The sequence below is a fragment of the Herbaspirillum sp. WGmk3 genome, assembly GCF_023952535.1.
GTDB classification, from domain to species: Bacteria; Pseudomonadota; Gammaproteobacteria; order Burkholderiales; family Burkholderiaceae_D; genus Herbaspirillum; species Herbaspirillum huttiense.
The window spans coordinates 677019-698187 of record NZ_JAKYWT010000003.1 but is presented as its reverse complement, the minus strand read 5'-3'; the positions used below and the strand labels follow the sequence as shown (position 1 = coordinate 698187).

The window sequence follows — 21169 nt, the reverse complement described above, 5'->3', positions numbered from 1 at the left end:
CCGGCCTGAAGCGCCCTACAATGGCCGCTTCCCCGTTTTTCATCGGCCGCATGCCTGCTTCGCCTTCCTCCAGTGCATTTCATCCTCGCCTGACCTTGCAGACGCTCACCCGTGGTGAGGGCTTGCTGGGCATGCGCGCGCACGGCCTGTTCGGGCCGCGTGGTGGCATGGTGACGGTGGCGCAGATCGACTGGGTCTATGGCGAAGGCGCGCAGCGCTGGAGCATGCCGGCCCCTGTGGGTCACGCCGATGACGAAGCCGGTTACACACCGGCACACGTCACGCGCAACCACGCCGCCGAGGCCGCCGCACTGGAGAGCATTCGCGAGATGGGCCTGCTGCCCTTGCGTGAGGATGCCTTGCAATGGCGTGCCGAGAATCCCCTGCATGACGCCGGTCCGCTCTGGACCCTGATGCTGGAAGACGCCTTCGGCGACTTCTGGGCCGACCAGGCCCCGCGTCTGCAGCAGCAGGGCTGGACCTTGCGCGTGCGGCCGGGGTTTGCGCATGAGAGTGTGCCGGTCACGGCGTGGCGCTTCATCGTCAGCAGCGAGACCGGTGAGTTCAGCGCGCGCGAGGTGGCCGCGCCCCTGCAGCCGCGCGCCTTTTCCAGCGAGATCTTCGACGGCCTCGACCCCAGTGGCCGCTGGCTGCTGGCTATGGGCATCGAGGTCGATGGCCAGACTCTGGATGTGGCACCGATGGTGGCCGACCTGTTGCGGCGCGACCCGCGCTGGGCCGATGCGCAACAGGTGGAGCGCATGGATCCGCATGCCGTGATCTCGCTGCGTGCACCGGGCGGCCGCCGCATCGATGCCATGGCCGGTCCGCTCAAGGCGGTGGTGCTGTCCTTGCTGGATCTGCTGGTGGACCTCAAGCGCAAGGACGGACCGCTGCAGCTCTCGCCTTGGGATGCCCATCGCCTGCACAGCCTGCAGGCCGATCTCCAGCTGTTGGAAGGCGGTGCGCCGTGGCACATGAGCGGCGCTGCCGGCGTGCTGCAACTGGCACAGCGGCTGCGTGCCGCCGGCAGCGTTCAACCGGTGGCACCCCCGGCAGGATTGGGCCTGACCTTGCGCGGTTACCAGCTGCAGGGTGTGGCCTGGATGCAGTACCTGCGCCAGCATGGCCTGGCCGGCATCCTGGCTGACGACATGGGCCTGGGCAAGACGGCGCAGGTGCTGGCCCATCTGCTCATCGAACGACAGGCCGGCCGGCTCGACCTGCCCGCGCTGGCGGTGGTGCCGACCTCGCTGCTGTTCAACTGGCAGCAGGAAGCGCAGCGTATCGCCCCGGCCCTGCGCGTGCAGGTGCTGCATGGCGAGGACCGCGCGCGCCATGTCAGCGCCATTGCGCAGGGACAGGCCGACCTGGTGCTGACCACCTATCCGCTGCTGTGGCGCGATCTCGACCTGCTGCTGTCGCTGCGCTTTCACCTGCTGGTGCTGGACGAGGCGCAGACCATCAAGAATGCCGCTGCCCGCAGCACTGCTGCCGCGCGCCGCCTGCACGCACGTCATCGGCTTTGCATGACCGGCACGCCGCTGGAAAACCATCTCGGCGAATTGTGGAGCCAGTTCCATTTCCTCATGCCGGGCTTCCTGGGGGATGCGCGCAGCTTCGCACGGCTCTGGCGCAAGCCCATCGAGCAGCAGGGCGAGACCGTCCGTGCGCGCCTGCTGGCCCAGCGCGTGCGCCCCTTCATCCTGCGCCGGCGCAAAGAGGATGTGCTGCAGGAGCTGCCGGCCCGCATCGAGATCATCGAACGCCTGCAACTGCAGGGCCGCCAGCGCGAGCTCTACGAGAGCGTGCGCATCGCCGCCGACAAGCAGGTCCGCCGCGCGCTGGAACGGCGCGGCCTGGGCAGCAGCCAGGTGTCGGTAATGGATGCGCTGCTCAAGTTGCGCCAGGTCTGCTGCGATCCCTACCTGCTGAAGCAGGGCCGCATGCCGCGTGGACTGGAGCGCGCCAAGATCGAGTGGCTGCGCGATACCTTGCCCGCGCTGGTGGAGGAGGGGCGGCGCATCCTGCTGTTCTCGCAATTCACCAGCATGTTGACCCTGATCGAAGCGGAACTGCAGGCGTTGCAACTGCCCTGCCTGATGCTGACCGGCGACACCGAACCAGCCGCCCGCAGCGGTGTGATCGCCCGCTTCCAGCAAGGTGAAGTGCCGCTGATGCTGGTGAGCCTGAAGGTGGGTGGGGTTGGCCTGAACCTGACGGCTGCCGATACCGTGGTGCTGGCCGATCCCTGGTGGAACCCGGCCGTGGAAGAGCAGGCCATTGCCCGCGCACACCGGTTGGGGCAGACGCGCCAGGTGTTCGTCTACAAGCTGGTCATCGAGGGGAGTATCGAAGAACGCCTGCTCGAACTGCAGACGCGCAAGTCGGCGCTGGCCGAGGGCATGCTGGGGCGCGATGACACCGCCACCATCAAGTTTGGCGAAGAGGAATTGCAGGCCTTGCTGGCACCGCTGGGGGCGGGCATTGCGGAAAAAATCCTGTCATAAGCGCGGCTGATGACTGAACAGCTTCATCATCAGCTCAGGCATTCAGGATTTCCATTCCGCCACCTCTTCCAGCGTGCGCCGTTCTGCGTCCACCGCAAAGCGTAGCGCGCACACCCCGGCCAGCAGCGCCAGGCATGCGCCCAGCGCATAGCCCGCTGCCACTGCATGGCGGTCACCGCTGGCGATGAGCCAGCCCAGCAGGACCGGCGCCACGAATCCGCCGACGCCGGTACCGATGGCATAGAAAATCGAAATGGCCATGGCACGCATGCGCAACGGGAATACCTCGCTGGCCGTCAGGTAGGCCGAGCTGGCCGCCGCCGAGGCCACGAAGAATACTGCGCTCCAGCACAGCGCCAGTGAACGCGCATCCAGCATCCCGGCATTGAAGGCCCAGGCCGTGGCGGCCAATCCTGCACCGGAGAGCAGGTAAGTGGCCGCAATCATGCGGCGACGGCCGATGCTGTCGAACAGATGGCCCAACAGCAGCGGCCCGAGCACATTGCCCAGCGCAAACGGGAAGATGTAGAGCGCCACGCGATGGTCCGGCACCTGGAAGAAGCGCGTGAGCACCAGCGAGTAGGTAAAGAAGATGGCGTTGTAGACAAAGGCCTGCGCCACCATCATCAGGGCCACCATCACGCTGCGCTGGCGATAGCGATGCAGCAGCACGTGGGCGATCTCGCGCCAGGGCAGCATGCCGCTGCCTGCCGTACCACTCTGGGTCGATGCGCTCGCGGCGTGTTCCACGGCGGGCAGGGGGCCATGTTGCTGCTCGACCTCCGCTTCGATCCGGCGCACCACGTCTTCGGCTTCGGCGTGGCGGCCGTGCATGAGCAGCCAGCGCGGACTCTCCGGCACATGCCGCCGCACCAGCAGCACCGCCACCGCCAGCACGGCCCCGAGCAGGAAGCAGGCGCGCCAGCCCAGTGCCGCACCCATCACCTGCGGATCGAGGATCACCAGCGACAGCCCGGCACCCAGTGCCGCCCCGATCCAGAAACTGGCGTTGATGATGAGATTGACCCGTCCGCGCACGCGCGCCGGTACCAGCTCATCAATGGCGGAATTGATGGCTGCGTATTCGCCGCCGATGCCAAGGCCAGTCACGAAGCGGCACAGCGCCAGGAACAGGAAATCCTGCGCAAACGCGGTGGCCAGTGTCGCCGCCATGTACAGCATCAGCGTGAGCATGAAGAGCCGCTTGCGTCCCAGCCGGTCGGTGAGGCGGCCGAAGACCAGCGCGCCCAGTACGGTACCGGCGATGTAGAGCGAGCCGGTCCAGCCGACCTGCGCCGCATCGAGCGCCAGCGTATCGCTGCGCTCCAGCACGCTGCCCAGCGAGCCGACCAGGGTGACTTCCAGCCCGTCCAGCACCCAGGCCACGCCCAAGGCGATGACCACGCGCCAATGCCAGCGCGACCAGGGCAGGCGGTCGAGGCGGGCAGGGATGGTGGCGGATGGGGTGGCAATCATCGAGGGCTCCGTGTGCGAGACGAGGCGCACCGTGCAGCCTGCGCCTGAACGGCAGACCGCCCGCTGGCAGCGCGGGTTCCTGTGGATGAGCTTGGCCGGCTATTTGCGACGATGAAGTTATTTCTTTATTGGGTGACGTCCATGCAGACCCTGTGGAAGCTCATGCAGAGGCACCGCTAAACCTCCGCATTGAGCCAGTCGCGGCCGGGCATGATTCGCTTCATGAAGTCATCAAACAAGGGAACGGTGAAGGCGGTATCCCCATGTGTCGGACTCCAGATCATGCCTTTGGCGATCAGGCTGCTCCGTACCGGCCCCAAGGATGAGCTCTCTCGTCCCAATTCGGAAGCAATGTCTCCGGAGCGGTGAGGCCCCTGACCTAGTTCCGCCATCGCACGCAGGTATCTTTTTTCGGTGGGAGTGAGTCGGTCAAAACGCACGCGGAAGAAACTTTCATCCAAGGCCGCGATGGCTTCGGTAGAAGCTTTCTCGACGTCTGCTTTGGTGATCGGACTTTTTTCTGCGACATCCCAGGCATGTTTGCCCCATTCCTGCAGGAAGTAGGGATAGCCTTGGGTGTATTGGACGATCAGTTTGACCGCATCCTGGTCAACCTCGACGTGTTCGCTTGCGGCGGGTTTGACGATCGCATCAGTCGCATCCTCCTCTCCCAAAGGACCGATGGGGGGGAAGGCGAACAGCCGCTCGGCGTACGACTTCGCTTCGCCCATGCGGCCCCTGAGCTGGGGCAGGCCCGCTCCTACGACTATCAAGGGTAATTTCTGCTGAGCACAACGATGGAGCGCGGAGATAAGCGCGGCCATCTGCGCTTCGGGAACGTACTGCAGTTCGTCGATGTAGATGGCTACCACCGTTTCTGCCGATTGCGCGGCTTTTCCGACTTGTTCGAGCAGCGCCGTCAGGTCGCCTTCCAGGTCGCCGTTGTCGGCCAGCCCCGGTTCGGCTTCGTAATCAAGGCCGACTTCGATGTCGTTGAACGTGACTTTCAGTTTCCCCACAAAGCCGGCCAATGCGCGCAGACCGCGCACCGCGTAATCTTTGGACTTCTCCAATCTGCTCAGACGAAGCAAGCCCAGTCGCAACTGCGGCAAGAGCGCTGCGGGAAGAGACCTGCCTTCCGGTGCCTCGATGCGGATGGCGACGACGCCTTCTGCCTCCGCGTCGCGCATCATCTGATCAAGCAGAACAGTCTTGCCTACCCCCCGCAATCCGACCAGCATGATGCTCTTGTCGGCCTTGCCCAGACGCACACGCTGGATGCAGATGCTCATCTTCTCGCGAACCGCATCGCGCCCCGCCAATTCGGGCGGTGGACTGCCTGCACCTGGAGCGTAAGGGTTCGTGACCGGGTTCATATCTATCCTTTTTATTCATTTTATCTATTTAGGATAAATTAGCTAAAAAGGATATATCCGTCAACCCCGCTTACCGTATGACGCGCGAAATGATTCGGTTTATAGAAAAATTTTGGTATTTATCTTTGGTAGATAAAAAAGATAAAAAGTTTATAAGTCCGCCGCAGTCCTGCCAGTCCTGCCCTCTTTTCGCCTCAGTCATTTCCTGATGGGCGTCAACCCATCCGCAAGCTACCATCGCCGTATTGCCATCAAACAACGAGGACGGGGAGGACATGGACTGGTTCGATACCATCATGCAGTACGCCATCTATGCCGCCCTGGCCATCTGTTCGGTCGGGCTGGTGGCAGCCATTGCATTGTTCATCGCGCTGGAACACCGCTGGCAGGACCGCGTGATGCAGGAGGTGGAAGATCTGTCCGCGCGCAGGCAATCCGAACATCTCGACAAGGATCTGCCCATCCATCCCTGGGAAGAACTGCGCAACCGCATCGGCGAGATGCAGATCGTGGCCGATGAGGCCGACCGTCCCAGTCCCTACAAGAACGTCGCCTGACGCTCTTCGTCTCGTCTCCTGCCTGCCAGGAGATGCCCGCACATTCCCTAACTTTCCCGCTTCTGCTGCCGGTACGCCAGCTGCGCCCGCGTGATGCCAAGCAGGCGTGCCGCCGCCGACAGGTTGCCGCCGGCCCGTTCGATGGCCTCGGCGATCAGGGTCTGCTCCAGCGCGGGCAGGGAGAGCGCATCACCTTCCTCCTTGCGGCCGCCGCGCCATTGCTGCACCGTCTCCAGCAGGCTGCCTTCAGGCTGATGTGAAGTTTCCTTGCTGCGCTGGCCCTGGCGCCCGGCGAGCGTGCCGGTCTCGCCTTCCCCTTCGCCTTGCAGGGCCAGCGACAGCACCTCGTCATTGAGCGTCTCACCGCTGATGAACATATGCGGCAAATCCAGCGGATGACCCTGCGCCAGGATCACGCCGCGCTCGATCAGGTTCTGCAGTTCGCGGATGTTGCCGGGGAAGCTGTAGTTGAGCAGCGCCTGCACCGCACGCTGCGTGAACCCGCGTACCGCTATCCCGTGGCGTTGCCCGTAGAACTTGAGGAAATGATTCATCAACAGCGGAATGTCGTCGCGCCGCTCGCGCAGCGGCGGCAGGTGGATCGGGAACACGTTGAGGCGGAAGAACAGGTCTTGCCGGAAGCGCCCCTCCCGTACCGCCACCGCCAGGTCCTCATTGGTCGCGGCCACCACCCGTACCTTGACCTTGAGCGGACGGGTCGAACCGACGCGCTCGAATTCACCCTCCTGCAGCACCCGCAGCAGCTTGCCTTGCGCCACCAGGCTCAAGGTTCCCACTTCATCAAGGAACAGCGTACCGCCGTCGGCCAGTTCGAAGCGGCCCGCGCGGGATTGCGTGGCTCCGGTATAGGCACCGCGTTCGACGCCAAACAGTTCGGTCTCGATCAGCGTCTCGGGAATGGCGGCGCAATTGATGGCCACGAAGGGCTGGCGTTCGCGCCGGCCGATCTGGTGCAGCATGCGCGCAAAGCGTTCCTTGCCCACGCCCGACTCGCCCGTGAAGAGCACGGTCGCATCCGTCGGTGCCACCCGGTTCAGCAGATGGCAGGCGGCGTTGAAGGCCGAGGAAGTGCCCACCAGCGCGCGCGTGAGATCGGCCTCCATGGCTTCCGCCGCCTCGGCGCTGAGCCCGCTGTGGCTGTTGGCGGCGGCTTCGCCATCGGTGGCCAGCATGCCGCTGCCGACGAAGTCCTGGGCATTGAGGTAGCGCAGGTCGTCTTCGGCATCGCTCCACAGTTCGGCCGATTTGCCGATCACGCGGCAATGCGGCGTGCCCATGGCGCGGCACTCCACTTCGCGGAAGATCACCAGATGTCCCAGCAGCGTGCTGACATAACCGATGGCATAGCCGATCTGTTGCCAGCACGAGGGCGCGGTGGCGACGCCGTAGGCGGCCAGGTGTTCATCGGCTTCGCTGGAGTTGTGCCACAGGAATTCGCCCTCGTAGCGGCCGCTGTCGGGGTCATAGCTGAAGCTGACCGGGATCACCTTCACCACCCCCTCCAGCGTATGCAGCCGGGTGCCGGCCATGAGGATGGTGGAGGGATCGGCCTCGGGCCAGCGTTCGCGCACCAGCTGCGCATCGCGCGCGCCGGAGATGTAGCCGGCGCGGGTCAGCAGGCCGCGCGCCTTGTCGATGCCGAGATTGTCGATCAGCTCGCGCCGCAGCGTCCCCATGCTGCGGCTGTGGATGAGCAGCATGCGCTGGTCATTGAGCCAGATGCGGCCGTCGCCGGGCGAGAAGAACAGGCATTCGCCCAGGTCCGCCAGGGTCGGATGGGCGTCCACGCTCCAGCGGTCGGTGCTGGCCGAACTCAGCTGCACCGGGGCGGCGGCGCTGCCCTGGCTGCGTACCATCTCGGCAAGGGAAATACGCTGGGATGGCGGCATGGGCGAACTCCTGGCGGAAAGGGGCAAGCGGGACGGGCGAAGGCCCGGTTCATCAAATGATGAAATTCAGTGGGCTGATGGTTGGCGAATTTGCGCAAATGCGCAAGCTGCACTGCGTCAAGAACTCTGCTCCATCGCAGCAAAAATCTCTCCCTGAAACCTGCTCTGGCCTTCCCCGTCGCGGATGGATGAGCTTGCTGCGAAGCCGCATGGGATGGCGCGCAGCGCGGTGGCACAGGCTTTGCAGAATGGCTGCCGATCCGGATTCACCGGCCATTACAAAGGAGACCCGCATGTCCGCCCCATCCACCCCCTTGCTCGATCCTGCCCGCTGGCAACGCCACCTGTTCCGTGGCCGCTGGGAAGAAACCGCACACGGCACCACCGTCATCGAACCGGCCACCGGCGCACCGCTGACCGAGGTCGGTCTGGCCGGCGCGGATGACGTGGCCATCTCCGTCCAGGCCGCCGTGGCCGCCCAGGCCGAATGGCTGACGGTGCCGCCGCGTGAGCGTGCCGAGATCTTCCGTCGCGCCGGCACCCTGTTCCAGCAGCACTTCGATGAGCTGGCGCGCATGGTGGCGCGCGAGACCGGCGGCGTGCTCTTCAAGGGCGAACACGAGGTGCGCGAAGCGATCACCCTGTGCCACCTCGCGGCCGGCATGCCGCTGCAGGCGCAGGGACAGCTGCTGCCCAGCGCGCCGGGTCGCCTGAGCATCGCCAGACGTGCGCCACTGGGCGTGATCGGGGTGATCTCGCCTTTCAATTTCCCGCTGATCCTGACCTTGCGCACGGTGGCGCCGGCGCTGGCGGCGGGCAATGCAGTGGTGGTCAAGCCGGATGTGCGCACGCCCGTGTCCGGTGGCTTCATGCTGGCGCGCATCTTTGAGGAAGCGGGTTTGCCGGCCGGTCTGCTGCACGTGCTGCCCGGTGGCGCGGAGGCCGGCGAGGCGCTGGTGACGGCACCGCAGGTGCCAATGATCGCTTTCACCGGTTCGCCCGCCGTGGGCCGCCGCATCGGCGAGCTGGCCGGACGCCATCTCAAGAAGGTCTCGCTGGAACTGGGCGGGGCCAATGCGCTGGTGATCCTCGACGATGCCGACCTCGACGTCGCCGCCAGCAACGCGGCCTGGGGCGCGTGGCTGCACCAGGGACAGATCTGCATGGCAGCCAATCGCATCCTGGTCCATGCCTCGCAGGCAGCGGGTCTGCTGGAGCGCCTGGTGGACAAGGCGCGTCACCTGCCCGTGGGCGATGGGGCCAGCGGCCAGGTGGCGCTGGGCCCGCTGATCGATGCGCGCCAGCTGCAGCGCGTGCACGGGCTGGTGCAGGACAGCGTGGCGGCCGGCGCACGCTTGCTGGCTGGAGGCTCCTATGAAGGTTTGTTCTATCAGCCGACGGTGCTGTCCGGCGTGCGGCCCGGCATGCGCGTATTTGATGAAGAAATCTTTGGTCCGGTGGCCAGCGTCATCACGGTGGATTCCGAGGAAGAAGCCATCACCCTGGCCAACCAGAACCAGGGCGGACTGGCCGCCGGCGTGATCTCCGGTTCGCTGGCCCGCGCCATGCGGGTGGCGGGGCGGCTGCGCCAGGGCATGGTCCACGTCAATGACCAGACCGTCAATGACGAATGCGTGAACCCCTTCGGTGGTCCCGGCATTGCAGGCAACGGCACCAGTGTGGGCGGGCCGGCCGACTGGGAAGAGTACACGCAATGGAAATGGATCACCGTCAAGGAGCAGGCCACGCCGTATCCCTTCTGACTCCATCGCATGCGTGCCGCTGCAAAAAAACCAAACGATATAAATCATTATTCAAGGAGACCAGCATGACACTGCAAGACAAGACCATCGTCGTCACCGGCGTTTCTTCCGGCATCGGTGCCGAGACCGCCCGGCTGCTGCGGGTCCAGGGTGCCCGCGTGATCGGGGTGGATCGCAATGCACCGATCATCAGCGTGGAGGGTTTCGTGCAGGCCGATCTCTCCACCGCCGATGCCATCCATGACGCCGCCGCGCAATTGCCCGAGAAGATCGATGGCCTGTGCAACATCGCCGGTGTGCCCGGCACGGCCCCGGCGGACTTGGTTGCACGCGTGAACTATCTCGGCTTGCGCCATCTCACCGAGCTGCTGATTCGCCGCATGCCGCCGGGCAGCGCCATCGTCAACGTGGCTTCCATCCTCGGTGCCGAATGGCCGCAGCGGCTGGACCAGCACAAGGCGCTGGCGCAGACCGCCGGTTTTGCGGCCGGGGCCGAGTGGCTGGCGCAGCATCCGGTGCCGCAGGAGCGCTGCTACCAGTATTTCAAGGAAGCGCTCATCGTCTGGAGCATGGCCCAGGCCCAGCCCTGGTTCCTGAAGCATTCGGTCCGCATGAACAGCGTTGCGCCGGGCCCGGTGCTCACGCCCATCCTGGGCGATTTCGTGACCATGCTCGGGCAGGACCGCGTGCAGAAGGATGCCCATCGCATGAAGCGTCCGGCCTATCCGGACGAGATCGCTGCAGCCATCGTCTGGCTGTGCGATGACGGCAGCCGCTGGATCAATGGCGTGAACCTGCCGGTCGATGGCGGACTGGCCTCGACCTATCTCTGAATCCGACGCACGGGAAGCGACCCATCCGATAACAATACAAGGAGACACCATGAGAGAGCACCGACAGCCCGCCCGCCGGCGCGCGGCGCGGCTGGCACTGAGCCTGAGCCTGCTGCCCGCGCTGGCCAGCGCCTACGACCAGCCCGCCGTCAACATGGGCGGGACCAGTTTCTTCGACGGCGCACCGCTGCCCGGCGGTCCCGGCTTTTACTTCGTCGAATACCTCACCTACACCAAGGCCACCAAACTGGTGGACAACAACGGCAACCGGCTGGGCTTTCCGGCCACCCAGGACATCAGCGTGTTCGCCCCCATCAGCCAGTTCATCTACGTGCCACCGGGGGCCAAATTCGGCAACAAGCAACTGGGCTTCCAGGTGCTGGTGCCGTGGGTGGCCAATGCCAAGGTGGACGATGGTGCCAACAATGCCATCCTTCGCGGCAATACCGGCATTGGCGACATCAGCGCCGGCGTGTCTGTGCAGTACGATCCCGTCATGGGGGCGCAAGGGCCGCTTTATTCGCAGCGGTTCGAACTGCAGTTCATCCTGCCGACCGGGGCCTATGACCGCAATGCCACCGTCAATCCGGGCAGCAATACCTGGTCCTTCGATCCCTATTGGGCCGGTACGCTGTGGGCCAGCCAGAACCTGAGTTTCAGCTGGCGTCTGCACTATCTCTGGAATGCCCGCAACAACTCGCCCAATGCGGCTTTCGGCAACAACGTCAGCTCCACGCAGGCGGGGCAGGCGGTGCATGCCAACTTCTCCGCCGAGTACGTGCTCAATCCGGCGCTGACCATCGGCGCGGCCGGCTACTGGCTGCAGCAGATCACCGATACCAAGGTCAACGGCAGCGATGTGGGCGGGCGGCGCGAGCGCGTGGTCGGACTCGGTCCAGCGGCGATGGTGAGATTGTCCGAGCGCGACCTGCTGTTCTTCAACGTGTACCAGGAATTCGCCGTGCGCAACCGGGCCGAGAACAGCAAGTTCCAGATCCGCTACGACCATCACTTCTGATCCGGGCGCATTCGGCGCTGTCGTCAGCTGCGGCTTTGCCTGCTTTCCTACAGCAGGCAGAGCCGTTGTCCGCTTAACCGCCCGGTCCTCCGGCGTGATACTGCTCCCCGACAATGAAGGCACCCAAGGTGCCCGCGACAAGATGGGAGAACCGAATCATGCCAGCTACCGACCAATCCAGAACCGGCCAGCCTGCCCGCCAGCTTGAGCAAACTGACGATCCGATGTGCAAGCGCTTGCGTAAAACGCTCGCGGGTGGACGTTTGCCGCCGGTGGTCCGTCCGCCGCGCCAGCTGCAGCCTGCGCTGCAGATGTCCTCGCAGACCTGCGCGCCCGAGGTGCGCGTGCGTGCCGAGACCGGCCCTGCGCGTCCGGTAGCGAAGCAGGTCCAGCACGAGGAATACACTCAGCCCCTGCGCGCGAACCAGCGCCAGTGGACCTGATGGCGCGGCTTTGTATCACTTTCGGACTATCGGCTCGATAGGCAATGGCGATTGTTCCAGAACCCGGAACACTCAATTCTTTCCAGCGTGGTTTTTCTCCTGAGCGCTCTTCCGTAGACTTCAGTCCATCGATGAACGACATCGCAACGCAAGAAACGATGCGGTTCTAGAGAGTGAGTGGCGTGAGCCGAACGACATCCCGGCCCCACGCATCACTGAACAGAAATCAACCCGACTGAAGTCCACTTAACGTAACGCATTCAAGGAGAAACATCATGTCCGCAAAGACCATCATCGCCGCCGTCCTGGCCCTGTCCGCTTCGTCCGTCGCTTTCGCTGAAGCCCAATACCCGGTTGACAAGCCTTTCGTCTCGCACACCACCCGCGCTGCCGTGAAGGCCGACCTCGCCCGCGCCCAGGCACAAGGCATCGCCAACCAGCCTGACTCGGTGTTCCCGGCCGTCAGCAACGCTGCTGCCAAGAGCGCCGTGCAAACCGCCGGCAGCGTTGCCGATTCGACCTACGCTGGTGCCTGATGCAGGGTGATCCGATGCGTGGACCGGCATGATCGGCCACGCATCGCGGTTCGCTGCATCGTCACTGGTGTGAAGCAGAACCCCAGCACGTAAAACAAGAAAGAGGAATTCATCATGCTGCATCAACTGTTCTCGCGTAGTCTCTCCGTGTATCCACGGATCTACCTGCAATTTGCCGCTCTGGTCGGTTTGCTCATTGCCGCCGAGTTCAGCTTGAGCACCTTGTCCATGATGCTGACCCAGCGCGCCGTCTATCGCGTCTCGCAACGTGTGCGCCACCGCCGTGAATTGCAGCGCCGTGAACGCTGTGCCGATTCCGGCGGCAATTGCTGTGCCTGAGCCTGGCTCAAGAATTTCGACATGAAAAAAGCGGCGCACCCATTGGGGTGCGCCGCTTCCGTTTGCGCCTGTCCGGTTTCGAAGCGCCATTTGCCTCAAAGCCCGCGCTCCAGCAACTGCAACTCTTCACGGAAGGCCGGCTTCAGACGATACAGCTGCGCCGGACGATGCGCCCCGCTCTCGAACTGTCCGTCCACCGGATCGAGCATGTCCATCTCGGTCATCTTGCGGCGGAAACTCACCTTGTTGATGCTCTCGCCCATCAGCACTTCGTAGACCCGCTGCAACTGCGGCAAGGTAAAGACATCGCCCAGCAGATGGCAGGGCAGCGACGAATACTGGCTCTTGCTGCGCAGGCGCGAGACGGCGGTGCCGATGATGTCGCCATGGTCGAAGGGCAGCGGTGGCAGGCGGTCCACGCTGTGCAGGCGGACCTCGTCCCGCTCGGCCTGGGCGATGGTGCTGGCCGGTACCAGCGCGTAATACGCGATCGAGATCGACCAGCCGCGCGGATCACGCGCCGCACCGGAGAAGGTGGCCAGTTGTTCCAGGTAGGGCGCGGCGATGCCGGTCTTGTCCAGCAGCACGCGGCGCGCGGCATCGCGCGCATCGACGTCGGTGCGCGCATGAATGTAGCCGCCGGGCAGCGCCGCCACCCCCTTGAAGGGCGCATGTTCGCGCTTGAGCAGCGCCACTTCCAGCCCCTCGGCCGTGAGCGTGAGCAACGCCACATCCACTGTGCAGATCACCGGATCCATTTTTCTCCTCGCCTTGTCCAAGTCCGGGAAGTCTAAAGGTACTTAGTGTCATTGTGAATCTATTTGTTGCAATTCGGATCACGGATGACCTGTAAGCCCTATTTGGAGAGCTAATCCAGAAAATTTACGAAGCCTATGTTAGTTGCAAAATTAAATTAAGTGGTCTACACTGGCCTTACCGTAACCCGACGCACTCCGAAAGGTGGACACCATGAAGCGCTCCCTGCATCTCCTCGTGATCGATCCGCAAAACGATTTCTGCGACCTGCCGACGGACTGGCTGCCGGTGGACCCGGTTACCGGCGGGGTACTGCAACCAGCGCTGCCGGTGGCGGGCGGCCATGCCGACCTGCAGCGCGTGGCGCGTCTGATCGACCAGGGCGGTACCGGCCTGTCGGCCATCAGCATCACCCTCGACGCCCACCACAGGCTGGACATCGCCCATCCCACGTTCTGGCAGCAAGCCGATGGCGCGGCGGTCACGCCTTTCACCCAGATCGAGGCCGCGCAGGTCCGTGCCGGCGCTTACCTGCCACGTGATCCGCAAGCATTGCCGCGCGCACTGGCCTATCTCGATGCCCTGGAAACCGCCGGATGCTATCGCCTCATGGTCTGGCCGGTGCACTGCGAGATCGGCAGCTGGGGCGGGGCGGTCCACGCCGATGTGCGCGCCGCCTACAACCGCTGGGAAGAACGCACGCTGGGCGTGGTCACCAAGCTGGGCAAGGGCAGCAACCCGTGGACCGAACACTATTCGGCAGTGATGGCCGAAGTGCCGGATGTCGATGATCCCGCCACCCAGCTCAACCGTGGCTTCATCGCCACCCTGGCGCAGGCCGATACCGTCTACATCACCGGCGAGGCGGGCAGCCACTGCGTGCGCGCCACCACCGAGCACATCGCCGCCAACCTCGACGCCGCCGGCCGTGCCCGGCTGGTGCTGGTGACCGATTGCATGAGCCCGGTGGCCGGCTTCGAGGCGCAGTACCAGGACTTCCTGGCGGCCATGTCACAGGCTGGCGTGCGCCTGGCCACTTCGGAGCAGGTGCTGCAGGAACTGCAAGCCAACGCCTGACCCATCCACGTTGAAAGGAGTGCCCATCATGGCACCCGTCGTTCGTAGTTTGCTGGAAACCGATCTCTACAAGTTCACCATGTGGCAGGCCTTGCTGCACAGCCATCCAGGTGCCCAGGCCGAATACACCTTCGTGTGCCGCAACCAGCCGCAATTCCCGCTGGCCGAATTGAAAGAAGAGGTGGAGCGCGAGCTGGATCACCTGTGCAGCCTGCGCTTCAGCAGTGATGAACTGGCCTATCTGGCGCAGCTGCGCTACATGAAGAGCGACTTCATCGACTTCCTCGCGCTGTTCCGCTTCCAACGCAAGTTCATCGAGGTCAGCACCGAGGGCGAGCGCCTGTGCATCGTCGCGCGCGGTCCGCAGGTGCATGTCATGGGCTTCGAAATCTTCGTGCTCTACATCGTCAACGAACTCTATTTCCGCCGGATCGGCACGGCAGCGGCCGGGGAAGAAGCGCGCCGCCGTCTGGAGGAGAAGGTTGCTCTGCTGCACGCCTTCGCCGCTGAAGCGCCAGGCCGTCATCCCTTCGAGTTCTTCGACTTCGGCGTGCGCCGCCGCTACAGCGGAGCGTGGCAGGAGGAAGTGGTGGCCACGCTGGCGCGCGAGGTCCCGCAGTATTTCAAGGGGACCTCCAACGTCTGGCTAGCCAAGAAGTATCAACTGGTGCCGATCGGCACCATGGCCCACGAATACCTGCAGTCCTATCAATCCTTCGGCGTGCGGCTGCGTGATTTCCAGAAGGCCGCACTGGAAGACTGGGTGCAGGAATACCGCGGCGACCTGGGCGTGGCCCTGACCGACGTGGTCGGCATGGATGCCTTCCTGGCCGACTTCGACCTGTATTTCGCCAAGCTCTTCGACGGCCTGCGGCACGACTCGGGCGATCCCTTCGAATGGGGCGAGAAGGCGCTGGCGCACTATCGCAAGCTGCGCCTGGATGCCAACACCAAGCGCCTGGTGTTCTCCGATGGACTGGGCCTGCCGCAGGCGCTGCGCCTGTATCGTCATTTTTCCGACCGTGCCATGACCGGTTTCGGCATCGGCACCAACCTCAGCAACGACACCGGCATCGCGCCGCTGAACATCGTCATGAAGCTGTCGTCCTGCAATGGCCAGGCCGTGGCCAAGCTGTCCGATTCGCCGGGCAAGACTTTGTGCAAGGATGAAACTTTCCTGGCCTACCTGCGCCAGCTGTTCGGCATCGCTGCGCCGGCCACCCCTGCCTGAGCCGCTGCGGCGGCAGAAAGGATGCATCATGCTTCGCATCGCCATCGCCCAATGCAATCCCACCATCGGTGACTTCTCCGGCAACCTGGCGCTTCACCTCGATGGCCTGCAGCGCGCCGCCGGGGCCGGTGCCGACCTGGTGGTCTTTCCTGAACTCTCGGTCTGCGGCTACTACCCCGGCGATTTGCTGGAAGAAGCCCGCTTCCTGGTGCAGGCCGAGCAGACCTTGCAATCGGTCATCGACGCCACCCGCAGCCTGCCCGGACTGACTGCCGTGATCGGCGCGCCGCGCCGCAATCCCGGCCCCGGCAAGCCGCTCTTCAATGCCCTGCTGGCGGTGCGCGAGGGTGTCATCGTGGCCGAGTATCACAAGCAGTTGCTGCCGGTGTATGGCGTCTTCGATGATGGCCGCCATTTCGAGGCGGGTCCGGAGACGGCCTGTGTGTTGCCGGTCAAGGGCATGCGGGTCGGCTTCCTGATCTGCGAGGATGGCTGGAACGACGACCTGCGCAGCTATCGCGTCAATCCCTTCGAGAAGCTGGCCCAGGCCGATGCGCAACTGGTGGTCTCCATCAATGCCAGCCCGTCGGACGTCGGCAAGCGCAGCCAGCGCCACGCCCTGTTCCAGGCCGCCTGCCTGCGCCGCCAGATGGCGCTGCTCTACGTCAACCAGGTCGGCGGGCAGGACCAGCTGGTGTATGACGGCGGCTCCTTCGCCATGTCGCCGCTGCAGGGACTGGCCTTCGAGGCGGCGCGCCTGGCCGAGGATTTCCAGGTCATTGCCTTCGAGAGCGGGCGCTTCCTGCGCAGCGATGGTGTGGGCGAACCGGTCCGCGCAGACCAGACCCTGGCCACGCCCGAATTCCAGCGCCGCCAGATCCTGCTGGGCCTGCGCGACTATGCGCGCCGCTGCGGCTTCGGCAAGGTGGTGGTCGGTTGTTCCGGTGGCATCGATTCGGCGCTCACCATCGCGCTGGCCGTGGAGGCACTGGGTGCTCAGAACGTGGTGGCGGTGACCATGCCGTCGATGTTCTCCAGCACCGGTTCGGTCGATGATTCCGAAACGCTGTGCCAGGCGCTGGGCGTGACGCTGTTCCGCCATCCCATTTCCGATCTGGTGCGCGAGTTCGAGGACGGTTTTGCCAAGGCCTTCGGCGCACCCCTGCGCGGGCTGCCGCTGGAAAACCTGCAAGCCCGCGTGCGCGGTGCCATCCTCATGGAGTATTCCAACGGCTATGACGCGCTGCTGCTGACCACCGGCAACAAGAGCGAGATCTCGGTCGGCTACTGCACCCTGTATGGCGACACCAACGGTGGCCTGGGCCTGATCGGCGATCTCTACAAGACCGAGGTCTATGCGCTGGCGCGCCACCTCAATGCTCAGGCCGGCCGCGAGATCATCCCCGCGGCCATCATCGACAAGGCCCCCTCGGCCGAACTGGCCCCGGACCAGCGCGATACCGACAGCCTGCCGCCTTACGAGGTGCTCGACGAGATCCTCAAGTGGCACATCGAAGGCAGCCGCCTTCCTGCCGATGAAGCCCGGGCGGCCAGCCGCGCAGTCGAACAGCTCAGCGGAACCGAAACCGGGGCAGCACTGGTCGAACGCATCTGCCGCATGGTGGCGCGCAACGAATACAAGCGCCGCCAGTCGCCGCCAGTGATCCGGGTGCGCGCCCGGGCCTTTGGCAGCGGAAGGCAGATTCCGATCGCAGTGCGCTATTGAGGCGCTGGCCGTCATCCGTCATTCAGGTGAACGGCCGTTCGACCCTGTTGATAAAAATTAAGGAAAGCGCATGCCCGTCCTGACTCCGCAATACGATGCCGCCGTGGTGATCGGCCGCTTCCAGCCCGTGCACAACGGCCACCTGCACCTGCTGCATCACGCGCTGGAGCGCGCGGCCACGGTGATCGTGGTGCTGGGTTCGGCCTTCCACGCCCGCAACACCAAGAACCCCTTCACCTGGGAAGAGCGCGCCGCCATGATCGCCGGTGCCATGCCGCCGGGCCAGCGCGAACGCCTGCGCTTCGTCGCTACCCGCGATTACTACGACGATCGCCGCTGGTCCGCCGAAGTGCGCCGCCTGGTCGCGGCCGAGACCGATCCCCAGGCAAGGGTGCTGCTGGTCGGGCACTTCAAGGATGCCTCCAGCTACTACCTGCGCCACTTCCCGCAATGGCAGCTGGAAACCCTGCCGCGCGCGGGCGACATCGATGCCACCGACATTCGCAATGTCTGGTTCGAGGCCGAGGACCTGGAAGTCAGCCTCGACGTTCTCGACACGATGGTGCCGCCCAGCGTGCGCCACTACCTGCGCGCCTGGTCACTGCTGCCGCATTACGCCGCCCTGGTGGAAGAACATCGCCAGTTGCGCAAGTATCAAGCGGCCTGGGCTGCGGCACCTTATCCGCCGGTCTTCACGACAGTGGATGCCGTGATCCGCGCGGCGGACCACGTGCTGCTGGTACAGCGCAAGGGCTTTCCGGGGCGCGGGCTGTGGGCCATCCCCGGCGGTTTTCTGGACCAGCGCGAGCGCCTGATGCAGGCCGCCCTGCGCGAACTGGCCGAGGAAACCAACCTGGCCGTGCTGGATGTGACGCTGGAAGAGGCCCTGGTGGACGTCAAGATTTTCGATCACCCCGACCGCAGTGCGCGTGGCCGCACCATCACTCATGCTTACTACTTTGACCTGCGGCTGGAACAACTGCCCGAGGTCGAGGCCGCCGATGATGCGGCCCAGGCGGTGTGGACACCGATTGCGCAACTGGCGGCGATGGAGGCGAGCTTCTTCGATGATCACTTCCATATCCTCGATACCTTCCTCAACCTCACCGGCAGCGAGTGAGACCATGGCCATCTCTGACGCCGTCGACACCGCCGAGGCCATCGCACCGGATAGTCCGGCGCTGCCGGACCTGATGCCCGCCGCCCTGCAGCAGCTGCTGGAAAACCGCCTGCCACGCGTGATCCGGCGCGAGCCCGACCAGGACGATGCAAGGCGCTGGCGGCGCTGGGAGATCGGCGGGCGAACTTTGCAGATCGCCCAGCCGGTGACCTTCACGCCCTATGCCTCGGCGCAACCATGCTCGGCGCGCTGCCGCTTCTGTTCCGAAACGCTGGACGATGGCGGCCCGCACGCCGCAGCGCTACGACCCGGTCCGCAGTACGGCGCACAGCTCCGGCAAGCGCTCGCTGCGCTGCGCGGGCTGCCGCTGTCGTGGTCGCTGTCAGGGCTGGAGACCACTGATGACGCCTGCTGGATGCTGTCCATGCTCGATGTCCTGCAGGAGCACGCGCGCCAGTCACCCGTGCAGGGCAGCGTGCTCTACACCAATGGAGGCGGCCTGGCCACGCCGCGTGGCGCGGAGCTGATCGCGCGCTTGCAGGCCTTCGATCTCGGCTGGGTGGAACTGTCGCGCCACCATCATGAGGCCCAGGCCAATCAGGCCATCATGCGTTTTCGCAGCGGACAGGCGGTTGCCACGCAGGCCGGCATCGACGCCACGCTCACGCAACTGGTGCCGCAGTTGCCGGTGAAGCTGGTGTGCATCGTGCAGCAGGGTGGCATCGATGGCGTGCCCGCGCTGAAAGCCTATCTGCGCTGGGCGCAACAGCGCGGTGTGACGGCGGTGATCCTGCGCGAGTTCTCGCAACTCGGACCGCAATACCGCAACAACGTGACGGCCCGCTACATCGGCGGCGCGCGCATCGATGTGGCGGCGTTGCTGGCAGCCTGCCTGGCCGATCCGGAACTGAGCGCCGAAGCGCAACCGGTGCATGCCACCTCCGGCTACTACTTCTGGAACGTGGTGCTGCACTGGCGCGGCATGCAGCTCACCTTCGAAGCCTCGGACTATGTGCGCATGCATGCGCGCCATGCCAGCGGACGCATCTACAAGCTGGTGTTCCATGCCAACGGCCGCCTGTGCGGCGGCTGGAATCCCGAACAACACGTGCTGCTGGAAACCACCGGTGCCGCGCCCATGCGCAGTCGCGCGGTGCAGCCGCTGCAGCTGCTGCGGAGCCCGTGATGAACGACAACAGCTGGCTGCACCTCAGCAGGCAGGACCCGGCCTGGACCCTGCCACAGGAGCTGGCCGAGACCGATCCCTTCGGCGCGCGCGATTGCGGCTGGGTGGAGCAGATGCAGCCGTTCATTGCGCACCTGTGCCCGCCTGACGGCAAGGTGCTCGATCCCTTCTGCGGATTTGGCAGCACGCTGGTCGCCGCGCACAGCGTGGGCCGCGCGGGCATCGGCATCGAGATAGATGGCCAGCGCGTGGCATTGACGCGCCAGCGGCTGCAGCGTCTCGGGGCCGATGGTCCGCCACAGCAAGTGTTGCAAGGCGATGCCACGGCGCTCGCGCATTCCCTGCCGGCGGTGGACCTGGTGTTGAGCAACGTGCCTTACTTCGGCTGCCAGTGGCCGGACGCCTCCGACGCCGCGCACGCTGGACAGCTTTACGCCAGCCAGACCTACGCCGCTTTCCTCGGCATGCTGGAGCGTCTGCTGCGCGCATTGCGCGACTGTTTGCGTCCCGGCGGCTGGCTGGTGCTGTGCGCCGAGAACCTGCGGGTGGGCGAGCAGTTCGTGCCGCTGGCCTGGGATCTGGCGCGGCTAATGGCGGACCGCTTCCGTTTCGTCGAAGAACGCATCCTGGTTTATGACCGCGCCAGTACGTCCGAGACGCCCGGCCAGCTGCGCAGCAATCGTTCGCACGAATACGCGCTGATCGCGCGCCATCTGCCGCACGCCATCGATACGGAGCAGACCCTTGCCGTACTGCAAGCGCTGCAGTTGGCGCATCCGGGGTTCGTCCTTTACGGCAGCTTTGCGCGCTGGCTGCAGGATTTGCCGTTGTCGCAGGCGCCCGCCGATGCGGATCTGTTGCTGCCCGACGATCCGCGTCTGGTCGCTGCCGTGTGCCACTGGCTGGAACAGCAGGGCTTCGCGCTCACCTGCTGGGGCGCACCGTTCTCGGCCGCCATGGCCGGCTCCGCTGCGGCCGTGCTCCCGAAGCGCCACTACCTGCGCGCCGTGCGGCTCGACCGTGCGGGCCGGCAGGTGCGGCTGGACCTGTGCTTGCGTGATGCGCAGTACGATGTGGCAACTGTTCTTCCGCATGCGGTTTTCCATCACGGCTTGCCCCTGATGCCGCCAGCGCTGTTGCAGGGCCCCGGCTGAGCTGGTGTGATCACTGCGCCGCATCGTTTATTCATCGCCTGTCTACCCGCTTTTACAGCGCCTCATGCCAAAATGGCATGGGGCGCTGCCGATGCCATTTCGGTATAGTGGCTGCGTTCCAAAGGAGGGTCGCCGCCAGGCACAACGTGGTCGGCACC

18 protein-coding genes are annotated in these 21169 nt (G+C 64.9%); 14 read left to right on the top strand and 4 right to left on the bottom strand.

Annotated features, from left to right (window positions below; genetic code table 11):
• The first annotated feature begins 20 nt into the window (after positions 1-20).
• On the top strand, positions 21-2510 hold the full coding sequence (locus MKD49_RS15110; protein WP_252696695.1) for a DEAD/DEAH box helicase: 2490 nt from the start codon (positions 21-23) through the stop codon (positions 2508-2510).
• Between the two features lie 42 nt (positions 2511-2552).
• Here the strand turns inward: MKD49_RS15110 and MKD49_RS15105 are convergent, their stop codons facing one another.
• Positions 2553-3986: an MFS transporter gene (locus tag MKD49_RS15105; RefSeq protein WP_252696694.1), complete on the bottom strand. Its 1434-nt coding sequence runs from the start codon at positions 3984-3986 to the stop codon at positions 2553-2555.
• Between the two features lie 176 nt (positions 3987-4162).
• Complete coding sequence (locus MKD49_RS15100) at positions 4163-5362, bottom strand: ATP-binding protein (RefSeq protein WP_252696693.1); 1200 nt, start codon at positions 5360-5362, stop codon at positions 4163-4165.
• Positions 5363-5637: 275 nt separating this feature from the next.
• Between MKD49_RS15100 and MKD49_RS15095 the strand changes: the two genes are divergently transcribed.
• Positions 5638-5919, top strand: a complete 282-nt coding sequence (locus tag MKD49_RS15095; RefSeq protein WP_121041139.1) for a hypothetical protein — start codon at positions 5638-5640, stop codon at positions 5917-5919.
• A gap of 47 nt (positions 5920-5966) precedes the next feature.
• On the opposite strand, the gene MKD49_RS15090 is transcribed toward MKD49_RS15095, so the two are convergent.
• Positions 5967-7829 (bottom strand): sigma-54-dependent Fis family transcriptional regulator, encoded by a 1863-nt coding sequence (locus MKD49_RS15090; protein ID WP_209569498.1) that lies wholly within the window; start codon positions 7827-7829, stop codon positions 5967-5969.
• A gap of 293 nt (positions 7830-8122) precedes the next feature.
• Here MKD49_RS15090 and MKD49_RS15085 point away from each other — a divergent pair, with 293 nt between their 5' ends.
• The 6 genes from MKD49_RS15085 (at position 8123) to MKD49_RS15060 (ending at position 12761) form a co-directional block, all read left to right on the top strand.
• Positions 8123-9592 carry a benzaldehyde dehydrogenase gene (locus tag MKD49_RS15085; RefSeq protein ID WP_252696692.1) on the top strand — a complete coding sequence of 490 codons (1470 nt, stop codon included), beginning with the start codon at positions 8123-8125 and terminating at the stop codon, positions 9590-9592.
• Positions 9593-9657: 65 nt separating this feature from the next.
• Entirely contained in the window at positions 9658-10425 is a 768-nt protein-coding gene (locus tag MKD49_RS15080; RefSeq protein ID WP_121041133.1) for a coniferyl-alcohol dehydrogenase, read from the top strand.
• 49 nt (positions 10426-10474) lie between these two features.
• A complete protein-coding gene (locus tag MKD49_RS15075) occupies positions 10475-11443 on the top strand; it encodes a transporter (protein ID WP_121041131.1) in 969 nt (322 codons plus the stop codon).
• Between the two features lie 158 nt (positions 11444-11601).
• Positions 11602-11886: a hypothetical protein gene (locus MKD49_RS15070; protein ID WP_252696691.1), complete on the top strand. Its 285-nt coding sequence runs from the start codon at positions 11602-11604 to the stop codon at positions 11884-11886.
• 275 nt (positions 11887-12161) lie between these two features.
• The gene (locus MKD49_RS15065; protein ID WP_034333171.1) at positions 12162-12422 is read left to right on the top strand and encodes a DUF4148 domain-containing protein; all 261 of its coding nucleotides are present in this window, start codon (positions 12162-12164) and stop codon (positions 12420-12422) included.
• Positions 12423-12536: 114 nt separating this feature from the next.
• Positions 12537-12761, top strand: a complete 225-nt coding sequence (locus MKD49_RS15060) for a hypothetical protein (protein WP_121041128.1) — start codon at positions 12537-12539, stop codon at positions 12759-12761.
• 95 nt (positions 12762-12856) lie between these two features.
• Here the strand turns inward: MKD49_RS15060 and MKD49_RS15055 are convergent, their stop codons facing one another.
• Positions 12857-13519: an NUDIX domain-containing protein gene (locus tag MKD49_RS15055; RefSeq protein WP_034333177.1), complete on the bottom strand. Its 663-nt coding sequence runs from the start codon at positions 13517-13519 to the stop codon at positions 12857-12859.
• 211 nt (positions 13520-13730) lie between these two features.
• Between MKD49_RS15055 and MKD49_RS15050 the strand changes: the two genes are divergently transcribed.
• The 6 genes from MKD49_RS15050 (at position 13731) to MKD49_RS15025 (ending at position 21011) form a co-directional block, all read left to right on the top strand.
• A complete protein-coding gene (locus MKD49_RS15050; RefSeq protein ID WP_252696690.1) occupies positions 13731-14594 on the top strand; it encodes a cysteine hydrolase in 864 nt (287 codons plus the stop codon).
• Positions 14595-14622: 28 nt separating this feature from the next.
• On the top strand, positions 14623-15825 hold the full coding sequence (gene pncB / locus MKD49_RS15045; RefSeq protein WP_252696689.1) for a nicotinate phosphoribosyltransferase: 1203 nt from the start codon (positions 14623-14625) through the stop codon (positions 15823-15825).
• A gap of 28 nt (positions 15826-15853) precedes the next feature.
• Positions 15854-17551 (top strand): NAD+ synthase, encoded by a 1698-nt coding sequence (locus MKD49_RS15040; protein WP_252696688.1) that lies wholly within the window; start codon positions 15854-15856, stop codon positions 17549-17551.
• A gap of 70 nt (positions 17552-17621) precedes the next feature.
• Positions 17622-18671, top strand: a complete 1050-nt coding sequence (locus MKD49_RS15035; RefSeq protein ID WP_134134132.1) for a bifunctional nicotinamide-nucleotide adenylyltransferase/Nudix hydroxylase — start codon at positions 17622-17624, stop codon at positions 18669-18671.
• A gap of 4 nt (positions 18672-18675) precedes the next feature.
• Positions 18676-19857 (top strand): hypothetical protein, encoded by a 1182-nt coding sequence (locus MKD49_RS15030; RefSeq protein WP_252696687.1) that lies wholly within the window; start codon positions 18676-18678, stop codon positions 19855-19857.
• Positions 19857-21011 (top strand): TRM11 family methyltransferase, encoded by a 1155-nt coding sequence (locus tag MKD49_RS15025; protein WP_252696686.1) that lies wholly within the window; start codon positions 19857-19859, stop codon positions 21009-21011. Before MKD49_RS15030 ends, MKD49_RS15025 begins: the two co-directional genes overlap by 1 nt.
• Positions 21012-21169: the final 158 nt, after the last annotated feature.

Bases quoted from the DNA above. Each gene is read 5' to 3' on its own strand.
- MKD49_RS15110 (WP_252696695.1), top strand. From the start codon at position 21: ATGGCCGCTTCCCCGTTTTTCATCGGCCGCATGCCTGCTTCGCCTTCC.
- MKD49_RS15105 (WP_252696694.1), bottom strand. From the start codon at position 3,986: ATGATTGCCACCCCATCCGCCACCATCCCTGCCCGCCTCGACCGCCTG.
- MKD49_RS15100 (WP_252696693.1), bottom strand. From the start codon at position 5,362: ATGAACCCGGTCACGAACCCTTACGCTCCAGGTGCAGGCAGTCCACCG.
- MKD49_RS15095 (WP_121041139.1), top strand. From the start codon at position 5,638: ATGGACTGGTTCGATACCATCATGCAGTACGCCATCTATGCCGCCCTG.
- MKD49_RS15090 (WP_209569498.1), bottom strand. From the start codon at position 7,829: ATGCCGCCATCCCAGCGTATTTCCCTTGCCGAGATGGTACGCAGCCAG.
- MKD49_RS15085 (WP_252696692.1), top strand. From the start codon at position 8,123: ATGTCCGCCCCATCCACCCCCTTGCTCGATCCTGCCCGCTGGCAACGC.
- MKD49_RS15080 (WP_121041133.1), top strand. From the start codon at position 9,658: ATGACACTGCAAGACAAGACCATCGTCGTCACCGGCGTTTCTTCCGGC.
- MKD49_RS15075 (WP_121041131.1), top strand. From the start codon at position 10,475: ATGAGAGAGCACCGACAGCCCGCCCGCCGGCGCGCGGCGCGGCTGGCA.
- MKD49_RS15070 (WP_252696691.1), top strand. From the start codon at position 11,602: ATGCCAGCTACCGACCAATCCAGAACCGGCCAGCCTGCCCGCCAGCTT.
- MKD49_RS15065 (WP_034333171.1), top strand. From the start codon at position 12,162: ATGTCCGCAAAGACCATCATCGCCGCCGTCCTGGCCCTGTCCGCTTCG.
- MKD49_RS15060 (WP_121041128.1), top strand. From the start codon at position 12,537: ATGCTGCATCAACTGTTCTCGCGTAGTCTCTCCGTGTATCCACGGATC.
- MKD49_RS15055 (WP_034333177.1), bottom strand. From the start codon at position 13,519: ATGGATCCGGTGATCTGCACAGTGGATGTGGCGTTGCTCACGCTCACG.
- MKD49_RS15050 (WP_252696690.1), top strand. From the start codon at position 13,731: ATGAAGCGCTCCCTGCATCTCCTCGTGATCGATCCGCAAAACGATTTC.
- pncB (WP_252696689.1), top strand. From the start codon at position 14,623: ATGGCACCCGTCGTTCGTAGTTTGCTGGAAACCGATCTCTACAAGTTC.
- MKD49_RS15040 (WP_252696688.1), top strand. From the start codon at position 15,854: ATGCTTCGCATCGCCATCGCCCAATGCAATCCCACCATCGGTGACTTC.
- MKD49_RS15035 (WP_134134132.1), top strand. From the start codon at position 17,622: ATGCCCGTCCTGACTCCGCAATACGATGCCGCCGTGGTGATCGGCCGC.
- MKD49_RS15030 (WP_252696687.1), top strand. From the start codon at position 18,676: ATGGCCATCTCTGACGCCGTCGACACCGCCGAGGCCATCGCACCGGAT.
- MKD49_RS15025 (WP_252696686.1), top strand. From the start codon at position 19,857: ATGAACGACAACAGCTGGCTGCACCTCAGCAGGCAGGACCCGGCCTGG.